A 16,471-nucleotide genomic window follows, 5' to 3' on the forward strand; every position below is an offset into this window, starting at 1 on the left:
ATGGGTCGTTCCATAAAAAAAGGTCCTTACGTTGACCAGAAATTAGAGCAGAAAGTTGAGAAAATGAATGAAGGCACCAAGCGTACTGTTATCAAGACCTGGAGCCGTCGTTCTACTATCACGCCTGATTTTGTAGGCCACACATTTGCGGTACACAATGGCAACAAGTTCATCCCTGTATACGTGACCGAATTCATGGTTGGTCATAAACTGGGCGAATTTGCACCTACCCGCAACTTTAAAGGACACGCTAACAAGAAAATGTAGTAAATCGTTTGAAGTTTAAAGTTTGAGGTTTTGATTCACCTCTAAACCCAAACTTCGAACCTCAAATCACAAATTATAATAGAAAATGGAAGCAGTAGCTAAGCTTAACAATAATCCTACATCTACCCGCAAAATGCGTTTGCTGGCGGATCTGATCCGTGGTCTGGATGTAGAAAAAGCTCTGAATATTTTGAAATTCCATCCTAAGCATCCCAGCGTTCCGTTGGAAAAACTGCTGTTGTCTGCCGTTGCTAACTGGAAAGTGAAGAACGAAGGTACAAGAGCGGAAGATGCTAACCTGCATGTTAAAACCATCTTCGTTGATGGCGGCCGTATCCTGAAAAGAATGCGTCCTGCACCACAGGGTAGAGGTTATCGTGTTCGCAAGAGAAGCAACCATGTAACAATCGTTGTTGACAGCCGTGCTGCAGTGGAAGCAAAATAAAAGAAACTAAAACTATTTATCTAATAGACAAATAAACCAGAACATGGGTCAGAAAACAAATCCTATTGGTAACAGGTTAGGTATCATCAGAGGATGGGACTCCAATTGGTATGGTGGCAAAAAGGATTTTGCTACCAAACTGATCGAGGATAACAAGATCAGGACTTACCTGAATGCCCGTATCAATAAAGGCGGCATTTCCAGAGTAGTGATTGAAAGAACTTTAGGTAAACTGATCATCACCATTCATACATCTAAACCTGGTATCATCATAGGTAAAGGTGGTGGAGAGGTAGACCGCATCAAGGAAGAGCTGAAGAAACTGACAGGAAAAGAAGACGTACAGATCAACATCCTGGAGATCCGTCGTCCTGAAATAGACGCAAACATCGTAGCTGAAACCATCGCTAAGCAGATCGAAAGCCGTATCAACTATAAACGTGCGATAAAAATGGCGATCGCTACTGCACTGAGAATGGGAGCTGAAGGTATCAAGATTAAAGTAGGTGGCCGTTTAGGTGGTGCTGAAATTGCCCGTTCAGAAGAAATGAAGCAGGGTCGTGTACCTTTGCACACTTTCCGTATGGACATCGATTATGCTTCTCTGTTCGCACTGACTGTATATGGTAAAATCGGTATCAAGGTATGGATCTGTAAAGGTGAAGTACTGGGCGAGCGCGATCTGAACCCGAACGCTATTTCTGCTAAAGACGGTGAAGGCCGTTCAGGTGGTGGCGAAAGAAGAGGTGGCGACAATCGTGGTGGCGATAGAAGAGGCGGTGATAACCGTGGCGGTGGCGATAGAAGAGGTGGTGACAACCGTGGTGGTGGCCGCAGATAAGCTTACTTAACAATTAACATTAACAATTAACTAATACCAAGATGTTACAGCCAAAGAGAACGAAACACAGGAAGATGCATAAAGGCCGCATCAAAGGTAACGCTAAGCGCGGCGCGGCGATTTCCTTTGGTAGTTTCGGTCTGAAAGCATTAGAACCTAAGTGGATCACCGACAGGCAGATTGAAGCTGCCAGGGTGGCTCTGACCAGGCATATGAAACGTGAAGGTAACGTGTGGATCCGTATATTCCCGGATAAGTCTATTACCGCCAAACCACTGGAAGTGAGGATGGGTAAAGGTAAGGGTGCTCCTGACCATTGGGCTGCAGTAGTGAAACCAGGCCGTATCTTATTTGAAGCGGATGGTGTTCCTTTACAGGTAGCTAAAGAAGCAATGGAGCTGGCTGCACAGAAACTGCCAATCAAAGTGAAATTTGTAGTGCGTCCCGATTACGTTGCATAATCCGGCAACCTGCAGGAAGCAACGTGCAACGAGAGATAAACTATAAACGATAAACCAGAAATTTTATAAAACAATGGCAAAAGATAAGCTGGATCTGAAAGGTTTAAGCGACCAGGACCTGAGAGAGAAGATCTCTGAGGAACAATTACGCCTGAAGAAAATTACATTCAGTCATGCAATTACGCCGATCGAGAATCCAATGAGCATCCGCTCTCTCAGGCGTCAGATCGCACAGCTGAAAACCGAGCTGCGCAAAAGAGAACTGGGCGCACAAGCCTAAAATAATAAAATTCATTAATCCTGTCGTGAAAACGGGAGGGTTAGGGAGTAAATACTTTCAACAATGATCGAAAGAAAATTAAGAAAAACCAGGATTGGTGTGGTATCCAGCAACAAGATGGAGAAAACTATCACTGTAAGCGTTGAGCGTAAGGTGAAGCACCCTATCTATGGTAAGTTCGTTAAGAAAACTACCAAGTTCATGGCGCACGACGAGAAAAACGAGTGCAGCATTGGCGATACTGTTAGAATCATGGAAGTTCGCCCTCTGAGCAAGAACAAATGCTGGAGACTGGTAGAAGTTATCGAAAAAGTAAAATAATTATGTGTTTCAAGCTCCTTCCGGCATTCCCGGGTTGAGCCGCTGATTAAACAACTTACAAATCTCATAAGATGATACAACAAGAATCAAGGCTGAATGTGGCTGATAACAGCGGTGCCAAAGAGGTACTGTGTATTAGGGTATTAGGCAACTCAGGCCAGGATTACGCTAAAGTGGGTGACAAGATCGTTGTGACTGTAAAGGACGCAATCCCAGGTGGTGGCGTAAAGAAAGGTATGGTAACCAAAGCTGTTATCGTAAGAACTAAAAACAAGCTGCGCCGTAAGGACGGATCTTATATCCGTTTTGACGATAATGCCGTTGTATTGCTGAACAACTCTGACGAGCCACGCGGTACCCGTATTTTCGGTCCGGTTGCCCGTGAGCTGCGCGATAAGGGATACATGAAGATTATCTCTCTGGCTCCCGAGGTGCTGTAAATCAAAGCATTATAGAGAGTTGAAAGCATAAAGCCAAAAGTTACAAATCTTTAGGCTTTGTGCTTTCAGCTTAAAAGCATATCTTTGCAGCCCGTTTCAAAAACGACAATATTAATCAAGCGGAACGGGTGTTTCGCTTGGCGTTTTAAATAAACAAATAATGAAAACGAGATTCAAGCCTAAGTTCAACATTAAGAAAGGCGACACGGTAGTGGTGATTGCCGGTGATGATAAGGACAGGACCAAGCCCCGCAAGGTGCTGGAAGTGATTCCTGACAAGGCACGCATTCTGGTAGAAGGTGTGAACATCATCACCAAACATACCAAACCTACTGCTCAGAACACCAAAGGTGGCATCGTTAAGCAGGAGGCTCCTATCGCTATTTCTAACGTAATGTTATGGGATGCTAAGGCTGGTAAACCTACCAAAGTAAGCAGGCAGCGTGATAACGGTAAATTAGTTCGTATAGCTAAAAAATCAGGGGAGGTAATTAAATAATGGCAAACACTACATATAAACCGAGACTGCAGGCTAAATACCGCAATGAAGTAGTTAGTGCGCTGCAAAAGAAATTTAACTACAAGAGCGTAATGCAGGTACCCCGCCTGGTAAAGATCTGTCTGAACCAGGGTATCAATGGCGCTGTTGGAGATAAGAAGCTGGTAGATATTGCTGTTGACGAGATGACCCGTATCTCCGGTCAGAAAGCGATCGCTACTATGTCTAAAAAAGACATCTCTAACTTTAAACTGAGGAAGAACATGCCGATTGGCGCCCGCGTAACACTGCGTGGTAACAATATGTACGACTTCCTGGATCGTCTGATCGCAGTTTCCCTGCCTCGTGTACGTGACTTTAAAGGTGTGAATGAAAAGGCTTTCGATGGCCGCGGTAACTATACCCTGGGTATTACTGAGCAGATCATTTTCCCTGAGATCGATATCGATAAGGTAACAAAGATCTCCGGTATGGATATCACTTTTGTTACTACGGCTAATACCAACGAAGAAGCTTACGAGCTGCTGAAGGAACTGGGTATGCCGTTCAAGAACGTAAAAAAGGATAATCAATAATATCTGATATCAAATTCCAATCCCTGAAAGGGTTTGGAATTTGGAATTTATAACTGGAATCATAAACTTAACATGGCAAGAGAATCCGTAAAAGCCCGTGAGAGGAAGAGAGCTGCACTGGTTGCTAAGTTTGCAGAAAAGCGTGCTACCCTGAAAGCAGAAGGTAACTACGCTGCCCTGGACTTACTTCCAAAAAATGCATCTCCTGTTCGCCTGCATAACAGGTGTCAGCTTTCCGGCCGTCCAAGAGGTTACATGCGTCAATTCGGTATGTGTCGTAACATGTTCCGCGACCTGGCCCTGGCTGGTAAAATCCCTGGCGTAAGAAAAGCAAGCTGGTAAGCCAACACCAGTTCCTGAATGCCTGCAACGCAGTGCTTCCGGAAAAACCGGCATTAGTTATTTGATTTTCCTATCTATTACTGATTGGATATCGCATTGTAAAATAGTTTTTAAATTTTAAGAACAATGGTTACTGATCCAATAGCAGACTTCCTGACCAGAATCCGGAACGCGCAAATGGCCAACCACAGGATTGTGGAAATTCCTGCCTCCAAACTGAAAAAACGTATCACCGAGATACTGTACGACAAAGGCTACATCCTGAAGTACAAATTTGAAGAAGATACTAAACAGGGCGTTATCAAGATAGCGCTGAAATACGACCCACAGACCAAAGTACCTGCTATCACCGATATGCAGCGTATCAGCCGTCCGGGTTTACGTCAATATTCTAAACCAGCTGATTTCAAACGTATCAAGAATGGTTTAGGTGTTGCTATCATCTCTACTTCCAAAGGCGTAATGACCGACAAAGAAGCCAAAGCTCAAAACGTTGGCGGCGAAGTTGTTTGCTACGTTTATTAATATATAAGCCCTGTTGATGACGCTGACGGATATCTGACAGCTGTCAACAGGGAAAATCCAAATGGACCTTCTGACAATTAAGCTTTCTATACGGCGCTGAACACGGAAGAGATCCTCATCCAAACATAACAGTAAAAACTGCAATTATGTCTCGTATAGGTAAAAGTCCTATCAAATTGGCCAGCGGTGTGACAGTAAGTGTTTCCCCTGCTAATGAGCTGACTGTAAAAGGCCCTAAAGGTGAACTGAAAAGGAACATCGACAGGGATATCAAGATAGAAGTGAAGGATGGCGTTCTGACAGTAGTACGTCCTACTGACCAGATCCGTCACCGCGCACTGCACGGTCTGTACCGCGCGCTGATCGCCAATATGGTGGAAGGTGTTACAGAAGGGTTCAAGAAACAACTTGAACTGGTGGGTGTTGGTTACAAAGCCGCTCACAATGGTCAGTTACTGGACCTGTCTCTGGGTTACTCTCACAACATTATCGTTGAGATCCCTAAAGAACTGAAGGTATCTACCCTGACTGAAAAGGGTGCTAACCCTAAGATCATGCTGGAAGGTATTGACAACCAGCTCTTAGGTCAGGTAGCTGCTAAAATCCGTAGCCTGCGTAAACCAGAGCCTTACAAAGGTAAAGGTGTTCGCTACAGTGATGAGGTGGTTCGTAAGAAAGCAGGTAAGTCTGCAGGTAAATAATTTTAATTAGCTAATTGGCGGTATCGTCAATTAGCTAGTTCAACACCATTCCGGCAGTATCGGAATGAATAAAAATGAAAGAGAAATGAGTACAAAAGTTAATAGGAGACAGAAGATCCGCTACCGCATTCGTAAAAAGGTTGTGGGTGTTGCACAGAAGCCGAGATTATCTGTATTTCGCAGCAATAGCGATATTTACGTGCAATTGATAGATGATACCAATGGTGTTACTCTGGCTGCTGCTTCTTCCCGTGATAAAGATATCAAGGCACAGAAAGGTACCAAAAGCGAGAAATCAAAGCTGGTAGGTGCTGCACTGGCTACCAAGGCAAAATCATTAGGCATTACAACCTGCACTTTTGACCGCGGTGGTTATTTGTATCATGGTCGCGTAAAGAGCGTAGCTGATGGTGCCAGAGAAGCTGGCCTCCAATTCTAATATCGAAATTGATTAAATCGTAATTCGCAAGTAAAAAAATGGCAAAGAATACATTTAATAGAGTAAAGGCCGGTGACCTGGAGCTGAAAGAGAAGGTTGTGGCTATCAACCGTGTAACCAAGACCACCAAAGGCGGACGTACTTTCAGTTTTTCTGCCCTGGTAGTAGTAGGTAACGAGCACGGTGTAGTAGGACACGGTCTGGGTAAGGCTAAGGAAGTGCAGGAAGCTATCACCAAAGGTATCGATGATGCCAAGAAGAACCTGATCAAGGTTCCGGTGATGCACGGTACTATTCCTCACGACCAGTTGGCTAAAGAAGGTGCCGCTAAGGTGCTGATCAAGCCAGCGGCTCATGGTACTGGTGTGATCGCCGGAGGTTCAATGCGTGCCGTACTGGAAAGCGCAGGTATCACCGACGTTCTGGCTAAGTCCCTGGGTTCTGCTAACCCGCACAACGTGGTAAAAGCTACATTCAAGGCATTAGGTCTCCTGCGTGAGCCAATCCAGGTAGCGAAGACCAGAAGCGTATCGCTGAAGAAAGTTTTTAACGGATAATAACACTATCCAGTTAGGCAGGGCAGGTATTCTGTTCCTGACAATTGTAAAGTGGCAATTCAAATAACAATGGCAAAGATCAAGATCACTCAAGTAAAAAGTGGTATAGACCGTCCTGAACGCCAGAAGCTCACCCTGAGGGCGCTGGGACTGAAAAAAATGCACGCCACTGTAGAAGTGGAAGCTACTCCCCAGATCCTGGGTATGGTGCGTAAAGTGAATCATCTGGTAAAAGTTGAAGGAGAACAGGCGTAATAAATTTTATTACCCGGGAAATAATCCTACATTTATATCGGAGATTTACGAATAAACATTTTACATTAAAAGCGAGCGGTTAATTTCCGCGTAAGTAAAAAAAATTAAAAAATGAATCTGCATACGTTACAACCTGCAAAGGGTTCCGTACATAAAGAGAAGCGCCTTGGTCGTGGTGAAGCATCCGGTAAAGGTGGTACCTCTACAAAAGGTAATAAAGGTGGTCAGTCACGTGCTGGTTATCAGAGCAAAAGAGGTCACGAAGGTGGTCAGATGCCAATTCAGCGTCGTATGCCTAAACGTGGTTTCAAGAGCTTGAATCCTACTGAATACCAGGTATTTAACATCGGTCAGATCGATCACCTGGTTGAAAAATATGGTCTGCAGGACTTCTCTCTGGAAAACCTGTACATGAACGGGTTGATCAACAGGACCGCGAAAGTGAAGATCCTGGGTCAGGGAGAACTGAAGGCTAAAGTAACCGCAAAAGTGAATGCGATCAGCGAAAAAGCCAAGCAGCTGATAGAAGCAGCGGGTGGAACGGTAGAGCTGGTATAAGATTTCACGACTGAGGAGACGCCTACGGAGTAGTGCGTCTTTTCACATTTTATCAAGCCAGAGAAAACAACACAAATCCCGGCCAGAGTTACTGAATAGCAGCTAATGCAGGTTCGGAATTTGGTCTCGCCTGAGGGGCGGGATGAAATTTTGAATATTAAACATTCATCTTCCTGTGAAGAAATTTATCGAAACGATTAAGAATATCTGGAGCATCGAGGATTTGCGTAACCGCATTCTCACCACATTGCTTCTTGTCCTCATCTATCGTGTAGGATCCTATATCGCGTTACCCGGTATCGATGCCAACAGTTTGGGTATGGGAGAGTTTGCCAACAAGTCAGAGAAAGGTATCCTGGGACTGTTCAATATGTTTGCCGGAGGTTCATTCTCCAGGGCGTCCATTTTTGCCCTCGGCATAATGCCCTATATCTCTGCATCCATAGCCATACAACTGCTTACAATTGCCGTGCCTTATTTTCAGAAACTCCAGAAAGAAGGAGAGAGCGGCAGGAAAAAGATTAATCAGTATACCCGTATACTGACAGTAATAGTGACCGGTTTCCAGGCGAGCGCATACGTTGCCTTCCTGAAACAGCAATCTGCAGGTGCTATTATACCAGAATATGGTGCAGCCTTCTTCTGGCTGACTACCACCATTGTACTTACAGCAGGTACCCTGTTTGTAATGTGGCTGGGCGAAAAAATCACAGACAAAGGTATCGGTAACGGTACGTCTATTATAATCATGGTCGGCATCCTTGCCCGTCTGCCACAGGCTATCATCCAGGAGTTCTCCTCCAGGAATGCCCAGAGCAACGGCGGCGTGATGCTGTTCCTGATAGAGCTGGCAGTGTTTGTACTGATCACTATCGGTCTGATCCTGCTGGTACAGGGTACCCGTAAGATCCCTGTAAACTACGCAAAACGTATAGTTGGCAATAAACAGTTCGGCGGTGTACGTCAGTTCATCCCGCTGAAGGTGAATGCTGCCGGTGTAATGCCGATCATCTTTGCCCAGGCAATCATGTTCATCCCGGCTACAGCGATCGGTTTTGCTACTGACAGCGGATCCGGATTCATCCGTATCTTCAGTGATCACACCAACGGCTGGTACAACCTGATCTATGCTGTGCTGGTAATAGTGTTCACGTACTTCTATACTGCATTGATATTCAATCCGACCTCCATGGCGGATGAAATGAAACGTAATAATGGTTTCGTTCCCGGCGTTAAGCCTGGTAAAGCTACTGCCGACTATATCGGCGCTGTAATGGATCGTATCACGCTGCCGGGTGCATTCTTCCTGGCGTTGGTAGGTATCCTGCCTGGTGTAGCTGCAGCAATGAATATCAACAGCAACTTCGCTACCTTCTTCGGAGGTACATCCCTGCTGATCATGGTGGGCGTTATCCTGGATACGCTCCAGCAAATAGAAAGCCAGCTGCTGATGCGCCATTACGATGGACTCATGAGCACAGGTCGGATTAAAGGAAGAACAGCTACGGCTAACGTCTGATTAATCCAGGCTACCTGGTATAATAGCCACAGAAGCATAAGACCAACAGCGTTATACCTGCTGGTTTTATGCTTGCGTGGCTTCATCTTTTAAGTACTTTCCTAATCCGCTTTTTGGTATGGTGCATTATAAAACTAAGGAAGAAATTGAGCTGATGCGCAAAAGCGCATTATTGGTGAGTGCTACATTGGAAGAAGTGGCGAAGCATCTGAAGCCGGGAATGTCTACCCTTGATATTGACGCGATAGTGGAAAAGTTCATCCTGGCAAACGGGGCGGTACCGTCTTTTAAGAACTACAGAGGGTTTCCGAAAAGCTGCTGTATTTCTGTAAATGCGGAGGTGGTGCATGGTATTCCCAATTCTTATGTATTGCAGGACGGAGATATTGTGAGTGTGGATGTAGGGGTGTTGTTAAACGGATATCATGGCGACAGCGCTTATACATTTGCCATTGGCGATGTAAAGCCAGAGGTGCTGGCGTTGATGAAGGCAACCAAAGAAGCGCTTTATAAGGGCATAGAAAAGGCTGTGGCGGGCAACCGTATAGGAGACATCGCACATGCCATCCAGGAGCATACGGAGAAGCAACGCGGTTATGGCGTTGTGCGTGAGCTGGTGGGCCATGGTTTGGGCCGTAATCTCCATGAAGATCCTCAGGTACCCAATTATGGGAAGCGTGGCAGTGGTCCGATCATGAAAGAAGGACTGGTGATCGCGATAGAACCTATGATCAACCTGGGAGTAAAGGAGGTGGAATACATGGAAGACGGCTGGACAGTGATCACCCGCGACGAGAAGCCTTCTGTTCATTTTGAGCATAATGTGGCGGTAATGAAAGGGAAACCTGACATACTTTCGTCTTTTGAGGGGATAGAAAAGGCGGAAAAAAATAATCCAGCTTTGAACTCAAGCTATTGATAATTAATGAGTAAGCGTGGTATCGGGATCTTATCCACAATTAATTATTCACGTTTATTTGATTAATTTTTCTTTTTCTTAAGATTTCGCTATCTTTGCAGTCCTAAAAATTTTTATGGCAAAACAGGCACTCATTAAACAGGATGGAATAATACTAGAAGCCTTGTCTAACGCTATGTTCCGAGTTAAGTTAGAGAACGGGCACGAGATTTTAGCTACCATTTCTGGGAAGATGAGAATGCACTATATCCGCATCCTGCCTGGTGACAAAGTCGGGGTCGAGATGAGTCCATACGATTTGAGCAGAGGCAGAATAATATTCAGATATAAATAATAATACAGACTTATAACTTATAACTTATGAGGGTAAGAGCTTCCATAAAAAAAAGAAGTGCAGATTGCAAAATTGTGCGCAGGAAGGGTAAATTGTTGGTGATCAACAAAAAGAATCCCCGTTTTAAACAACGCCAGGGATAATCAATTAATACATAACTAGTAAATTAAAATACAAATATGGCACGTATAGCCGGTATCGATCTTCCTAAAAATAAACGTGGAGAAATTGGCCTGACCTACATCTTTGGTATTGGTCGTTCTACCGCTCAGTATATTCTGGAGAAGTCTGGTATAGACTTCAACAAGAAAGTTAAGGATTGGAACGATGATGAGCAGGCTGCTATCCGTAACATCATTAACAGTGAGTTTAAGGTAGAAGGTCAGCTGCGTTCTGAAGTACAGATGAATATCAAGCGTTTATTGGATATCGCTTGTTATCGCGGTCTTCGTCACAGGAAGGGCTTACCGTTGAGAGGCCAGCGTACCCGTACCAATAGCCGTACCCGTAAAGGTAAACGTAAAACGGTTGCAGGTAAAAAGAAGGCGCCTAAGAAATAAACTTGATAATACAAATAACAAGTTCCGGTTTCCAGTAGTCGTGTATATGGCAAGAGGAATCTGGAACCTGGAACCTGGAATTTTATATAATTATGGCAAAAGCAACAAATACAAAAACTGCTGCTAACAAAAAGAGGGTAGTTAAAGTAGACAACTACGGCGATGTACACATCTCTGCTAGTTTCAACAATATCATCATCAGCATTACCAACAAGCAGGGTCAGGTTATCTCCTGGTCTACTGCAGGTAAGATGGGCTTCAAGGGTTCTAAAAAGAACACTCCTTATGCGGCTCAGCTGGCGGCTTCTGACGCTGCAAAAACAGCAATGGAAGCAGGTCTGAAAAGAGCAGATGTTTTTGTAAAAGGCCCTGGTGCTGGTCGTGAGAGTGCAATCCGTGCTATCGCTAACTCCGGTATCGAGGTGAACATGATCAAAGACGTAACTCCTTTACCTCACAACGGTTGCCGTCCTCCTAAAAAGAGAAGGGTATAGGATCAATATAATTTGCGGTATTTCGAAAGTGGAAAGTTGGAATTATCTTCCGCTTCCTGCTTTCGAATTGCTGTTTGATACTTTTATTATTAATGGGTATATGATCAGGTTTAAGATTTTTTAAAGATCATATACCGGAACTAAAAAATCTAACAAATAACATGGCAAGGTATACAGGACCAAAGACCAAGATCTCCAGAATTTTTGGAGAACCGATTTTAGGAAACGGTAAGTATTTAGGTAAGAACAGCAACCCTCCGGGTCAGCATGGTGTAACCCGTAAGCGTAAACAGCTGGGTGAATACGCGCTGCAGCTGCGTGAAAAACAGAAGGCAAAGTACACTTATGGAGTACTGGAGCGTCAGTTCGCTAATCTGTTCGTTGAGGCTAACCGTCGTAAAGGTGTTACCGGTGAGGTATTGATCAAATTACTGGAAGCACGTCTGGATAACGCGGTATTCCGTCTTGGTATCGCTCCTTCCCGTCCTGCTGCCCGTCAGCTGGTTTCTCACAAACACATCACTGTTAATGGTGAAGTAATGAATATCCCTTCTTATCAGCTGAAACCAGGTGATATCATCGGACTGAAACCATCTGCAGCAACTAACACTGCAATTACCAGCAATATTCGCGGTAAGAATCCTAAATTCAGCTGGTTGGATTGGAATGAAAAAGAACTGAAAGGTACTTTCATTGCATATCCTGAGAGAGAGAGCGTTCCTGAGAACATTAAGGAGCAGCTGATCGTAGAATTGTACTCTAAATAATAATATGTCTTTAGCCGTTAAGCATGGGTCATTAGTTGCCGGCGTAATATTTTTACGTGGGTTACTAAGGACTGCATGTTAATGGCTAAAGGCCGTTTTACATAAACAATTAAACTTAACATATCAATGGCAATTCTGAATTTCCAAAAGCCTGATAAGATCGTTTTGCAGAAGTCTACTGACTTTGAAGCTCAATTCGAATTCCGGCCGTTAGAACCGGGTTATGGGGTGACTGTGGGTAACGCGCTGCGCCGCGTGCTGCTATCGTCTCTGGAGGGTTATGCCATTGTGGGAATAAAGATAGAAGGTGCGGATCACGAGTTTGCAACTTTAAAAGGAATCACTGAAGACGTAACTGAAATCATCCTGAACCTTAAGCAGGTACGTTTCAAACGTATCGTTGAGAACGAAGTTAGCAACGAGAAAATCCAGATTTCTATTAAAGGAAAAACTGAGTTTCGCGCTGACATGATCGAAAAAGCTACCAGTGCTTTCCAGATCATGAATCCTGAATTGCTTATCTGTACGCTGGATCCATCTGCAAAGCTGGACATCGAGTTGACTATCGGCAAAGGCCGTGGTTATGTGCCAGCTGAAGAGAACAAACCTAAAGATGCCGTTTTCGGTTACATCGCTATCGACTCTATCTTTACGCCTATCAAGAACGTAAAATATAGCATCGAGAATACCCGTGTGGAACAAAAGACTGACTATGAGAAGCTGATCATGGAAGTGATCACAGATGGTACCATCCACCCGGAAGAAGCTGTAAAACAGGCTTCCCGCATCCTGATCCAACACCTGATGATCATCACCGATGAGAACATCAGCTTCGATACTAAAGACACTGAGAAAGAAGATGTTGTTGATGAACAGACACTGCAGCTGCGTAAGATACTGAAAACGCCGCTGGAAGATCTGGATCTGAGCGTTCGTGCTTTCAACTGTCTGAAAGCTGCTAAAATCAACTCCCTGAGCGAACTGGTTCAGTACGAACAGGAAGAGCTGATGAAATTCAGGAACTTTGGTCAGAAATCCCTCAGCGAAATTGAGCAGGTGCTGAACGAAAGAGGTTTACATTTCGGTATGGACCTGTCCAAACTGAAATTAGACGAAGAATAGTAGAATTAATATCTAAATAAGTACCCTGTAATTCCTGACACGGTATAGGGGAATCAAAAAACAAAACGTCATGCGTCACGGAGTAAAATTAAACCACCTCGGCAGAACTGCCGCACACCGTAAGAGCCTGTTGGCAAATCTTGCAATTGAGCTGATCAAGCACAAACGTATCACTACCACTCTGGCTAAAGCCAAGTCTCTGCGTGTATACGTTGAGCCTTTGCTGACAAGAGCAAAGAGCGATTCTACCCACAACCGTAGAATTGTGTTCAGCTATCTGCAGGATAAAGAGTCCATCAAGGAACTGTTCGGTGCTATCAGCGAAAAGATCGCTAGCCGTCCTGGTGGTTATACCCGTATCATCAAGTTAGGTAAACGTGTTGGTGACAACGCCGAAACTGCGCTGATCGAACTGGTTGACTTTAACGAGATCTATGGTGGTAAAGCTGAGAAAGAAGCAGCTCCTGCCAAGAAAACACGCCGTGCTGGTGGTAGCAAGAAAAAGGCTACTGAAGAAGGCACTGCAGCAACTGAAGAAAAAGCAGCTGAGTAATATTAGTTCGCTTCAATTCATAAGGATCCCGGAGTTTACTCCGGGATTTTTTTTTACTTGATTCCCAACCTACTGTGAAAGCATAATATAGATTAATTATATTTTTTTGTAATATCGTGCTGTATTTGAAATTATAGCGGGAAGATCCGTCTAAAAAATCGCTCTATATCTTATGATTTACCTGAAATGTAAAAGCTGTGGGCATTACAATGAACTCAAGTCTGAGTTTCTCACCTTTTGCGCGGAATGTGGCAAAAAACTGCCAACTAACTATGCTGAATGGAAGTTAAAAAGACCTGAAGGAAGTTTTGAAGATTTCCAGCGGGAAAAAGGAGTTAAACCCAAAAAAGCGAGAAAGAACCACCTGGGAGAATTGCAACAAAAATATCTGAAATGGGCTGGCAGGCGGGGAGCCATTATTACGGTAATCTTGATAATAGGCCTTGCAGCGGTTGCAGGGGGGTATATTGGCAAGCGTGTTGTGTTTAGCTTTATATATCCCAAGATAAACAAAGCATGGCTGTATTCATCCTGGGAGACGGCTAAAATAGGACGGCAGGCGATCGAGATCAGTACCCCGATGCATCTTGGAGTGAATGATAAGCCACTGGCTCCGGAAGTAGCCCAGTTTGTTGAGTATGCCAAGAGTTACAGGAACAGGGTAGAAGAGGGGATGCAGGTGGAGGTGAACATGTACAGCTTCCGGCCAAATGTGTCCAATGACCTGGAGATCGCAGGGGCTGCTACAGCCAGCGAAATGAAAAAGAACGAGGAGATCTCGGATCTTAAATACACTACGGATACCATCATGCAAAGTGGCATGAATGCCCTGTTACAAGAGGGTAGCTTCAATTATAAGAGCGGTATCAGGTTGTCTTTCTGCAATTTGTTGCTGGTAAACGGTCCGCACCGTTGGGAAGTGGAGATCCGATACCGGGAAGATGATACTACTGCTGCTGCCGCTGCCCATCGTATTATAAAATCGATTCATGTCAAATAATTGAAGGGAAAGATTAACAATTTATCGGGAGAAAACTCGATAGTTAATCTTTTATTCAATAACTTTGCACGATTTTTTAAAACGAAAAAATAAGCATGCCTCAGACTAGATCGATCCAGCCAGCCATACTGTTGTTAGACGACGGTACGGTTTATCAGGGAAAAGCTTTTGGTAAAATTGGCACCGCCGCAGGTGAATTGTGTTTTAACACTGGGATGACAGGATACCAGGAAGTATTTACGGATCCTTCATATAAAGGCCAGGTACTGATCATGAACAACTGTTATGTAGGTAACTATGGCGTGAAGAAGGATGATGTGGAGAGTGACAGTGTGAAGATCAGCGGATTGATATGCAAGAATATTGCTTATAATTATTCCCGCCAGATGGCCGACGGCTCACTGGAGAAGTTCCTGGTCGAAAATAACCTGGTGGCTATTTATGATGTGGATACCCGGGCATTGGTTTCGCATATCCGCAGCAAAGGAGCAATGAACTGTATCATTTCTTCCGAGATCCTGGATGTTGAGCAGCTAAAGGCAGAGCTGAAAAAAGTTCCTTCTATGGAGGGACTGGCACTGTGTGCAGAAGTATCTACCAAAGAGGCATACAATGTGGGAGATCCTGCCGCTGATATCCGTATTGCGGTGTTGGACAATGGAGTGAAGAGAAATATGTTGAAGTGCTTGTCTGAGAAAGGCGCTTACCTGCAGGTGTTCCCAACAGACACCGCCTTCGAGGAATGCGAAAAGTTTAAACCACATGCTTATTTCATTTCGAATGGTCCCGGTGATCCTGCGCCATTAAAATATGCGGTGGATACGGTTAAAAAGATCCTGAATGCCAACAGGCCTATGTTCGGCATTTGCCTTGGACATCAGTTGCTGGCACTGGCTAATGATATTCCTACTTACAAAATGCACCATGGCCACCGCGGTTTGAACCATCCGGTTAAAAACCTGGCAACAGGACGTTGCGAGATCACGACGCAGAACCATGGCTTTGCGGTAGATCCTAAAGCAATAGCTGCCAGCCAAACGGTAGAGGTGACTCACGTTAACCTGAATGATTCATCGATAGAAGGTATTCGTATTAAGAACAAGCCGGCATTTTCTGTACAGTATCATCCGGAATCTACTCCCGGACCATATGATAGTCGTTATTTGTTCGATGACTTCTTTAATATGATCAAAGAAAACATGTAAATCTTCTTCAGATAAAATTAAAAGAGGCGGTCCTGGTTACAGGCCGCCTCTTTTAATTTTATATAAGATCTTAAAGGTTAAAGCAGGAGAATGAGAGATTGTCGTTCCATCGATTATTGATTATCAATATATTGGGAGAGTATAGGGCAAAAAAATACGGCTCTGTGATCAGAGCCGTTTGCCTTTATAAATTCCACGTTATGAAAAACTGATACAAAAATACGGTATTTAGCTAAAACGTTTTAGTATATCTCAAACTTTTTTACAAAAAGTTGATAATTCGTTTCTGAATGTTAATAACTCAAAGTTCAGAATTATAAAACGCTTACTGAAATTATTAAGGTTAAATTTATGCTAAACAAGTTCGCCCTATTCTTTCTTCTCTCATTCCGTCCGACCTGTTTAGGTGCCTTTCGCAGTTCAAATATACAAAGAAAATTAACGTAAAAAACATTTTTCTATATAAAAATCAAAGTTCGCTAGAAAAAAGTG

At 44.0% G+C, this 16,471-nt stretch carries 27 protein-coding genes; all 27 read left to right on the forward strand.

What is annotated here, in order from left to right; genetic code table 11:
- The 27 genes from rpsS (at window position 1) to carA (ending at window position 15,979) form a co-directional block, all read left to right on the forward strand.
- Window positions 1-267, forward strand: coding sequence for a 30S ribosomal protein S19 (rpsS, locus tag MYF79_RS08160; protein WP_089835258.1), 267 nt, complete (start codon window positions 1-3; stop codon window positions 265-267).
- A gap of 85 nt (window positions 268-352) precedes the next feature.
- Window positions 353-712 (forward strand): 50S ribosomal protein L22, encoded by a 360-nt coding sequence (gene rplV / locus MYF79_RS08165; protein ID WP_199657755.1) that lies wholly within the window; start codon window positions 353-355, stop codon window positions 710-712.
- Window positions 713-755: 43 nt separating this feature from the next.
- Window positions 756-1,553, forward strand: a complete 798-nt coding sequence (rpsC, locus tag MYF79_RS08170; RefSeq protein WP_247813373.1) for a 30S ribosomal protein S3 — start codon at window positions 756-758, stop codon at window positions 1,551-1,553.
- Window positions 1,554-1,594: 41 nt separating this feature from the next.
- On the forward strand, window positions 1,595-2,014 hold the full coding sequence (rplP, locus tag MYF79_RS08175; protein ID WP_012789294.1) for a 50S ribosomal protein L16: 420 nt from the start codon (window positions 1,595-1,597) through the stop codon (window positions 2,012-2,014).
- 73 nt (window positions 2,015-2,087) lie between these two features.
- Window positions 2,088-2,294 carry a 50S ribosomal protein L29 gene (gene rpmC, locus MYF79_RS08180; RefSeq protein WP_110054718.1) on the forward strand — a complete coding sequence of 69 codons (207 nt, stop codon included), beginning with the start codon at window positions 2,088-2,090 and terminating at the stop codon, window positions 2,292-2,294.
- Window positions 2,295-2,357: 63 nt separating this feature from the next.
- Window positions 2,358-2,615, forward strand: coding sequence for a 30S ribosomal protein S17 (gene rpsQ, locus MYF79_RS08185; RefSeq protein WP_199657752.1), 258 nt, complete (start codon window positions 2,358-2,360; stop codon window positions 2,613-2,615).
- Between the two features lie 71 nt (window positions 2,616-2,686).
- Complete coding sequence (gene rplN / locus MYF79_RS08190; RefSeq protein ID WP_012789297.1) at window positions 2,687-3,055, forward strand: 50S ribosomal protein L14; 369 nt, start codon at window positions 2,687-2,689, stop codon at window positions 3,053-3,055.
- A 160-nt stretch (window positions 3,056-3,215) separates the two neighbouring features.
- Window positions 3,216-3,554 carry a 50S ribosomal protein L24 gene (gene rplX, locus MYF79_RS08195; RefSeq protein ID WP_149695121.1) on the forward strand — a complete coding sequence of 113 codons (339 nt, stop codon included), beginning with the start codon at window positions 3,216-3,218 and terminating at the stop codon, window positions 3,552-3,554.
- Window positions 3,554-4,129, forward strand: coding sequence for a 50S ribosomal protein L5 (rplE, locus tag MYF79_RS08200; protein ID WP_199657751.1), 576 nt, complete (start codon window positions 3,554-3,556; stop codon window positions 4,127-4,129). The genes rplX and rplE overlap by 1 nt, the downstream gene beginning before the upstream one ends.
- 72 nt (window positions 4,130-4,201) lie before the next feature.
- Complete coding sequence (gene rpsN, locus MYF79_RS08205) at window positions 4,202-4,471, forward strand: 30S ribosomal protein S14 (protein ID WP_199657750.1); 270 nt, start codon at window positions 4,202-4,204, stop codon at window positions 4,469-4,471.
- 126 nt (window positions 4,472-4,597) lie between these two features.
- The gene (rpsH, locus tag MYF79_RS08210) at window positions 4,598-4,996 is read left to right on the forward strand and encodes a 30S ribosomal protein S8 (protein ID WP_199657749.1); all 399 of its coding nucleotides are present in this window, start codon (window positions 4,598-4,600) and stop codon (window positions 4,994-4,996) included.
- A 146-nt stretch (window positions 4,997-5,142) separates the two neighbouring features.
- The gene (gene rplF / locus MYF79_RS08215; RefSeq protein ID WP_247813374.1) at window positions 5,143-5,697 is read left to right on the forward strand and encodes a 50S ribosomal protein L6; all 555 of its coding nucleotides are present in this window, start codon (window positions 5,143-5,145) and stop codon (window positions 5,695-5,697) included.
- Window positions 5,698-5,782: 85 nt separating this feature from the next.
- Window positions 5,783-6,136: a 50S ribosomal protein L18 gene (gene rplR / locus MYF79_RS08220; protein ID WP_247813375.1), complete on the forward strand. Its 354-nt coding sequence runs from the start codon at window positions 5,783-5,785 to the stop codon at window positions 6,134-6,136.
- Between the two features lie 38 nt (window positions 6,137-6,174).
- Entirely contained in the window at window positions 6,175-6,693 is a 519-nt protein-coding gene (gene rpsE / locus MYF79_RS08225) for a 30S ribosomal protein S5 (protein WP_089835248.1), read from the forward strand.
- Window positions 6,694-6,762: 69 nt separating this feature from the next.
- Window positions 6,763-6,948: a 50S ribosomal protein L30 gene (gene rpmD / locus MYF79_RS08230; RefSeq protein ID WP_089835247.1), complete on the forward strand. Its 186-nt coding sequence runs from the start codon at window positions 6,763-6,765 to the stop codon at window positions 6,946-6,948.
- A gap of 111 nt (window positions 6,949-7,059) precedes the next feature.
- On the forward strand, window positions 7,060-7,506 hold the full coding sequence (gene rplO / locus MYF79_RS08235; RefSeq protein WP_089835246.1) for a 50S ribosomal protein L15: 447 nt from the start codon (window positions 7,060-7,062) through the stop codon (window positions 7,504-7,506).
- A 175-nt stretch (window positions 7,507-7,681) separates the two neighbouring features.
- Entirely contained in the window at window positions 7,682-9,025 is a 1,344-nt protein-coding gene (gene secY, locus MYF79_RS08240; RefSeq protein WP_199657746.1) for a preprotein translocase subunit SecY, read from the forward strand.
- Window positions 9,026-9,143: 118 nt separating this feature from the next.
- Window positions 9,144-9,944: a type I methionyl aminopeptidase gene (gene map / locus MYF79_RS08245; RefSeq protein WP_199657745.1), complete on the forward strand. Its 801-nt coding sequence runs from the start codon at window positions 9,144-9,146 to the stop codon at window positions 9,942-9,944.
- A 115-nt stretch (window positions 9,945-10,059) separates the two neighbouring features.
- Entirely contained in the window at window positions 10,060-10,278 is a 219-nt protein-coding gene (gene infA, locus MYF79_RS08250) for a translation initiation factor IF-1 (RefSeq protein WP_012789309.1), read from the forward strand.
- 26 nt (window positions 10,279-10,304) lie between these two features.
- Entirely contained in the window at window positions 10,305-10,421 is a 117-nt protein-coding gene (gene rpmJ, locus MYF79_RS08255) for a 50S ribosomal protein L36 (RefSeq protein ID WP_012789310.1), read from the forward strand.
- A 36-nt stretch (window positions 10,422-10,457) separates the two neighbouring features.
- Entirely contained in the window at window positions 10,458-10,838 is a 381-nt protein-coding gene (gene rpsM, locus MYF79_RS08260; protein ID WP_247813376.1) for a 30S ribosomal protein S13, read from the forward strand.
- Between the two features lie 92 nt (window positions 10,839-10,930).
- Entirely contained in the window at window positions 10,931-11,332 is a 402-nt protein-coding gene (gene rpsK, locus MYF79_RS08265) for a 30S ribosomal protein S11 (RefSeq protein WP_110054730.1), read from the forward strand.
- A gap of 161 nt (window positions 11,333-11,493) precedes the next feature.
- Window positions 11,494-12,099 (forward strand): 30S ribosomal protein S4, encoded by a 606-nt coding sequence (gene rpsD / locus MYF79_RS08270; protein WP_106604066.1) that lies wholly within the window; start codon window positions 11,494-11,496, stop codon window positions 12,097-12,099.
- A gap of 126 nt (window positions 12,100-12,225) precedes the next feature.
- Window positions 12,226-13,221: a DNA-directed RNA polymerase subunit alpha gene (locus tag MYF79_RS08275; protein ID WP_089835240.1), complete on the forward strand. Its 996-nt coding sequence runs from the start codon at window positions 12,226-12,228 to the stop codon at window positions 13,219-13,221.
- A gap of 70 nt (window positions 13,222-13,291) precedes the next feature.
- Window positions 13,292-13,774: a 50S ribosomal protein L17 gene (gene rplQ, locus MYF79_RS08280; RefSeq protein WP_247813377.1), complete on the forward strand. Its 483-nt coding sequence runs from the start codon at window positions 13,292-13,294 to the stop codon at window positions 13,772-13,774.
- A 172-nt stretch (window positions 13,775-13,946) separates the two neighbouring features.
- Window positions 13,947-14,774, forward strand: coding sequence for a hypothetical protein (locus MYF79_RS08285; RefSeq protein WP_247813378.1), 828 nt, complete (start codon window positions 13,947-13,949; stop codon window positions 14,772-14,774).
- A gap of 95 nt (window positions 14,775-14,869) precedes the next feature.
- Entirely contained in the window at window positions 14,870-15,979 is a 1,110-nt protein-coding gene (gene carA, locus MYF79_RS08290; protein WP_247813379.1) for a glutamine-hydrolyzing carbamoyl-phosphate synthase small subunit, read from the forward strand.
- Window positions 15,980-16,471 lie beyond the last annotated feature (492 nt).

The organism is Chitinophaga filiformis (genome assembly GCF_023100805.1).
GTDB lineage: Bacteria > Bacteroidota > Bacteroidia > Chitinophagales > Chitinophagaceae > Chitinophaga > Chitinophaga filiformis_B.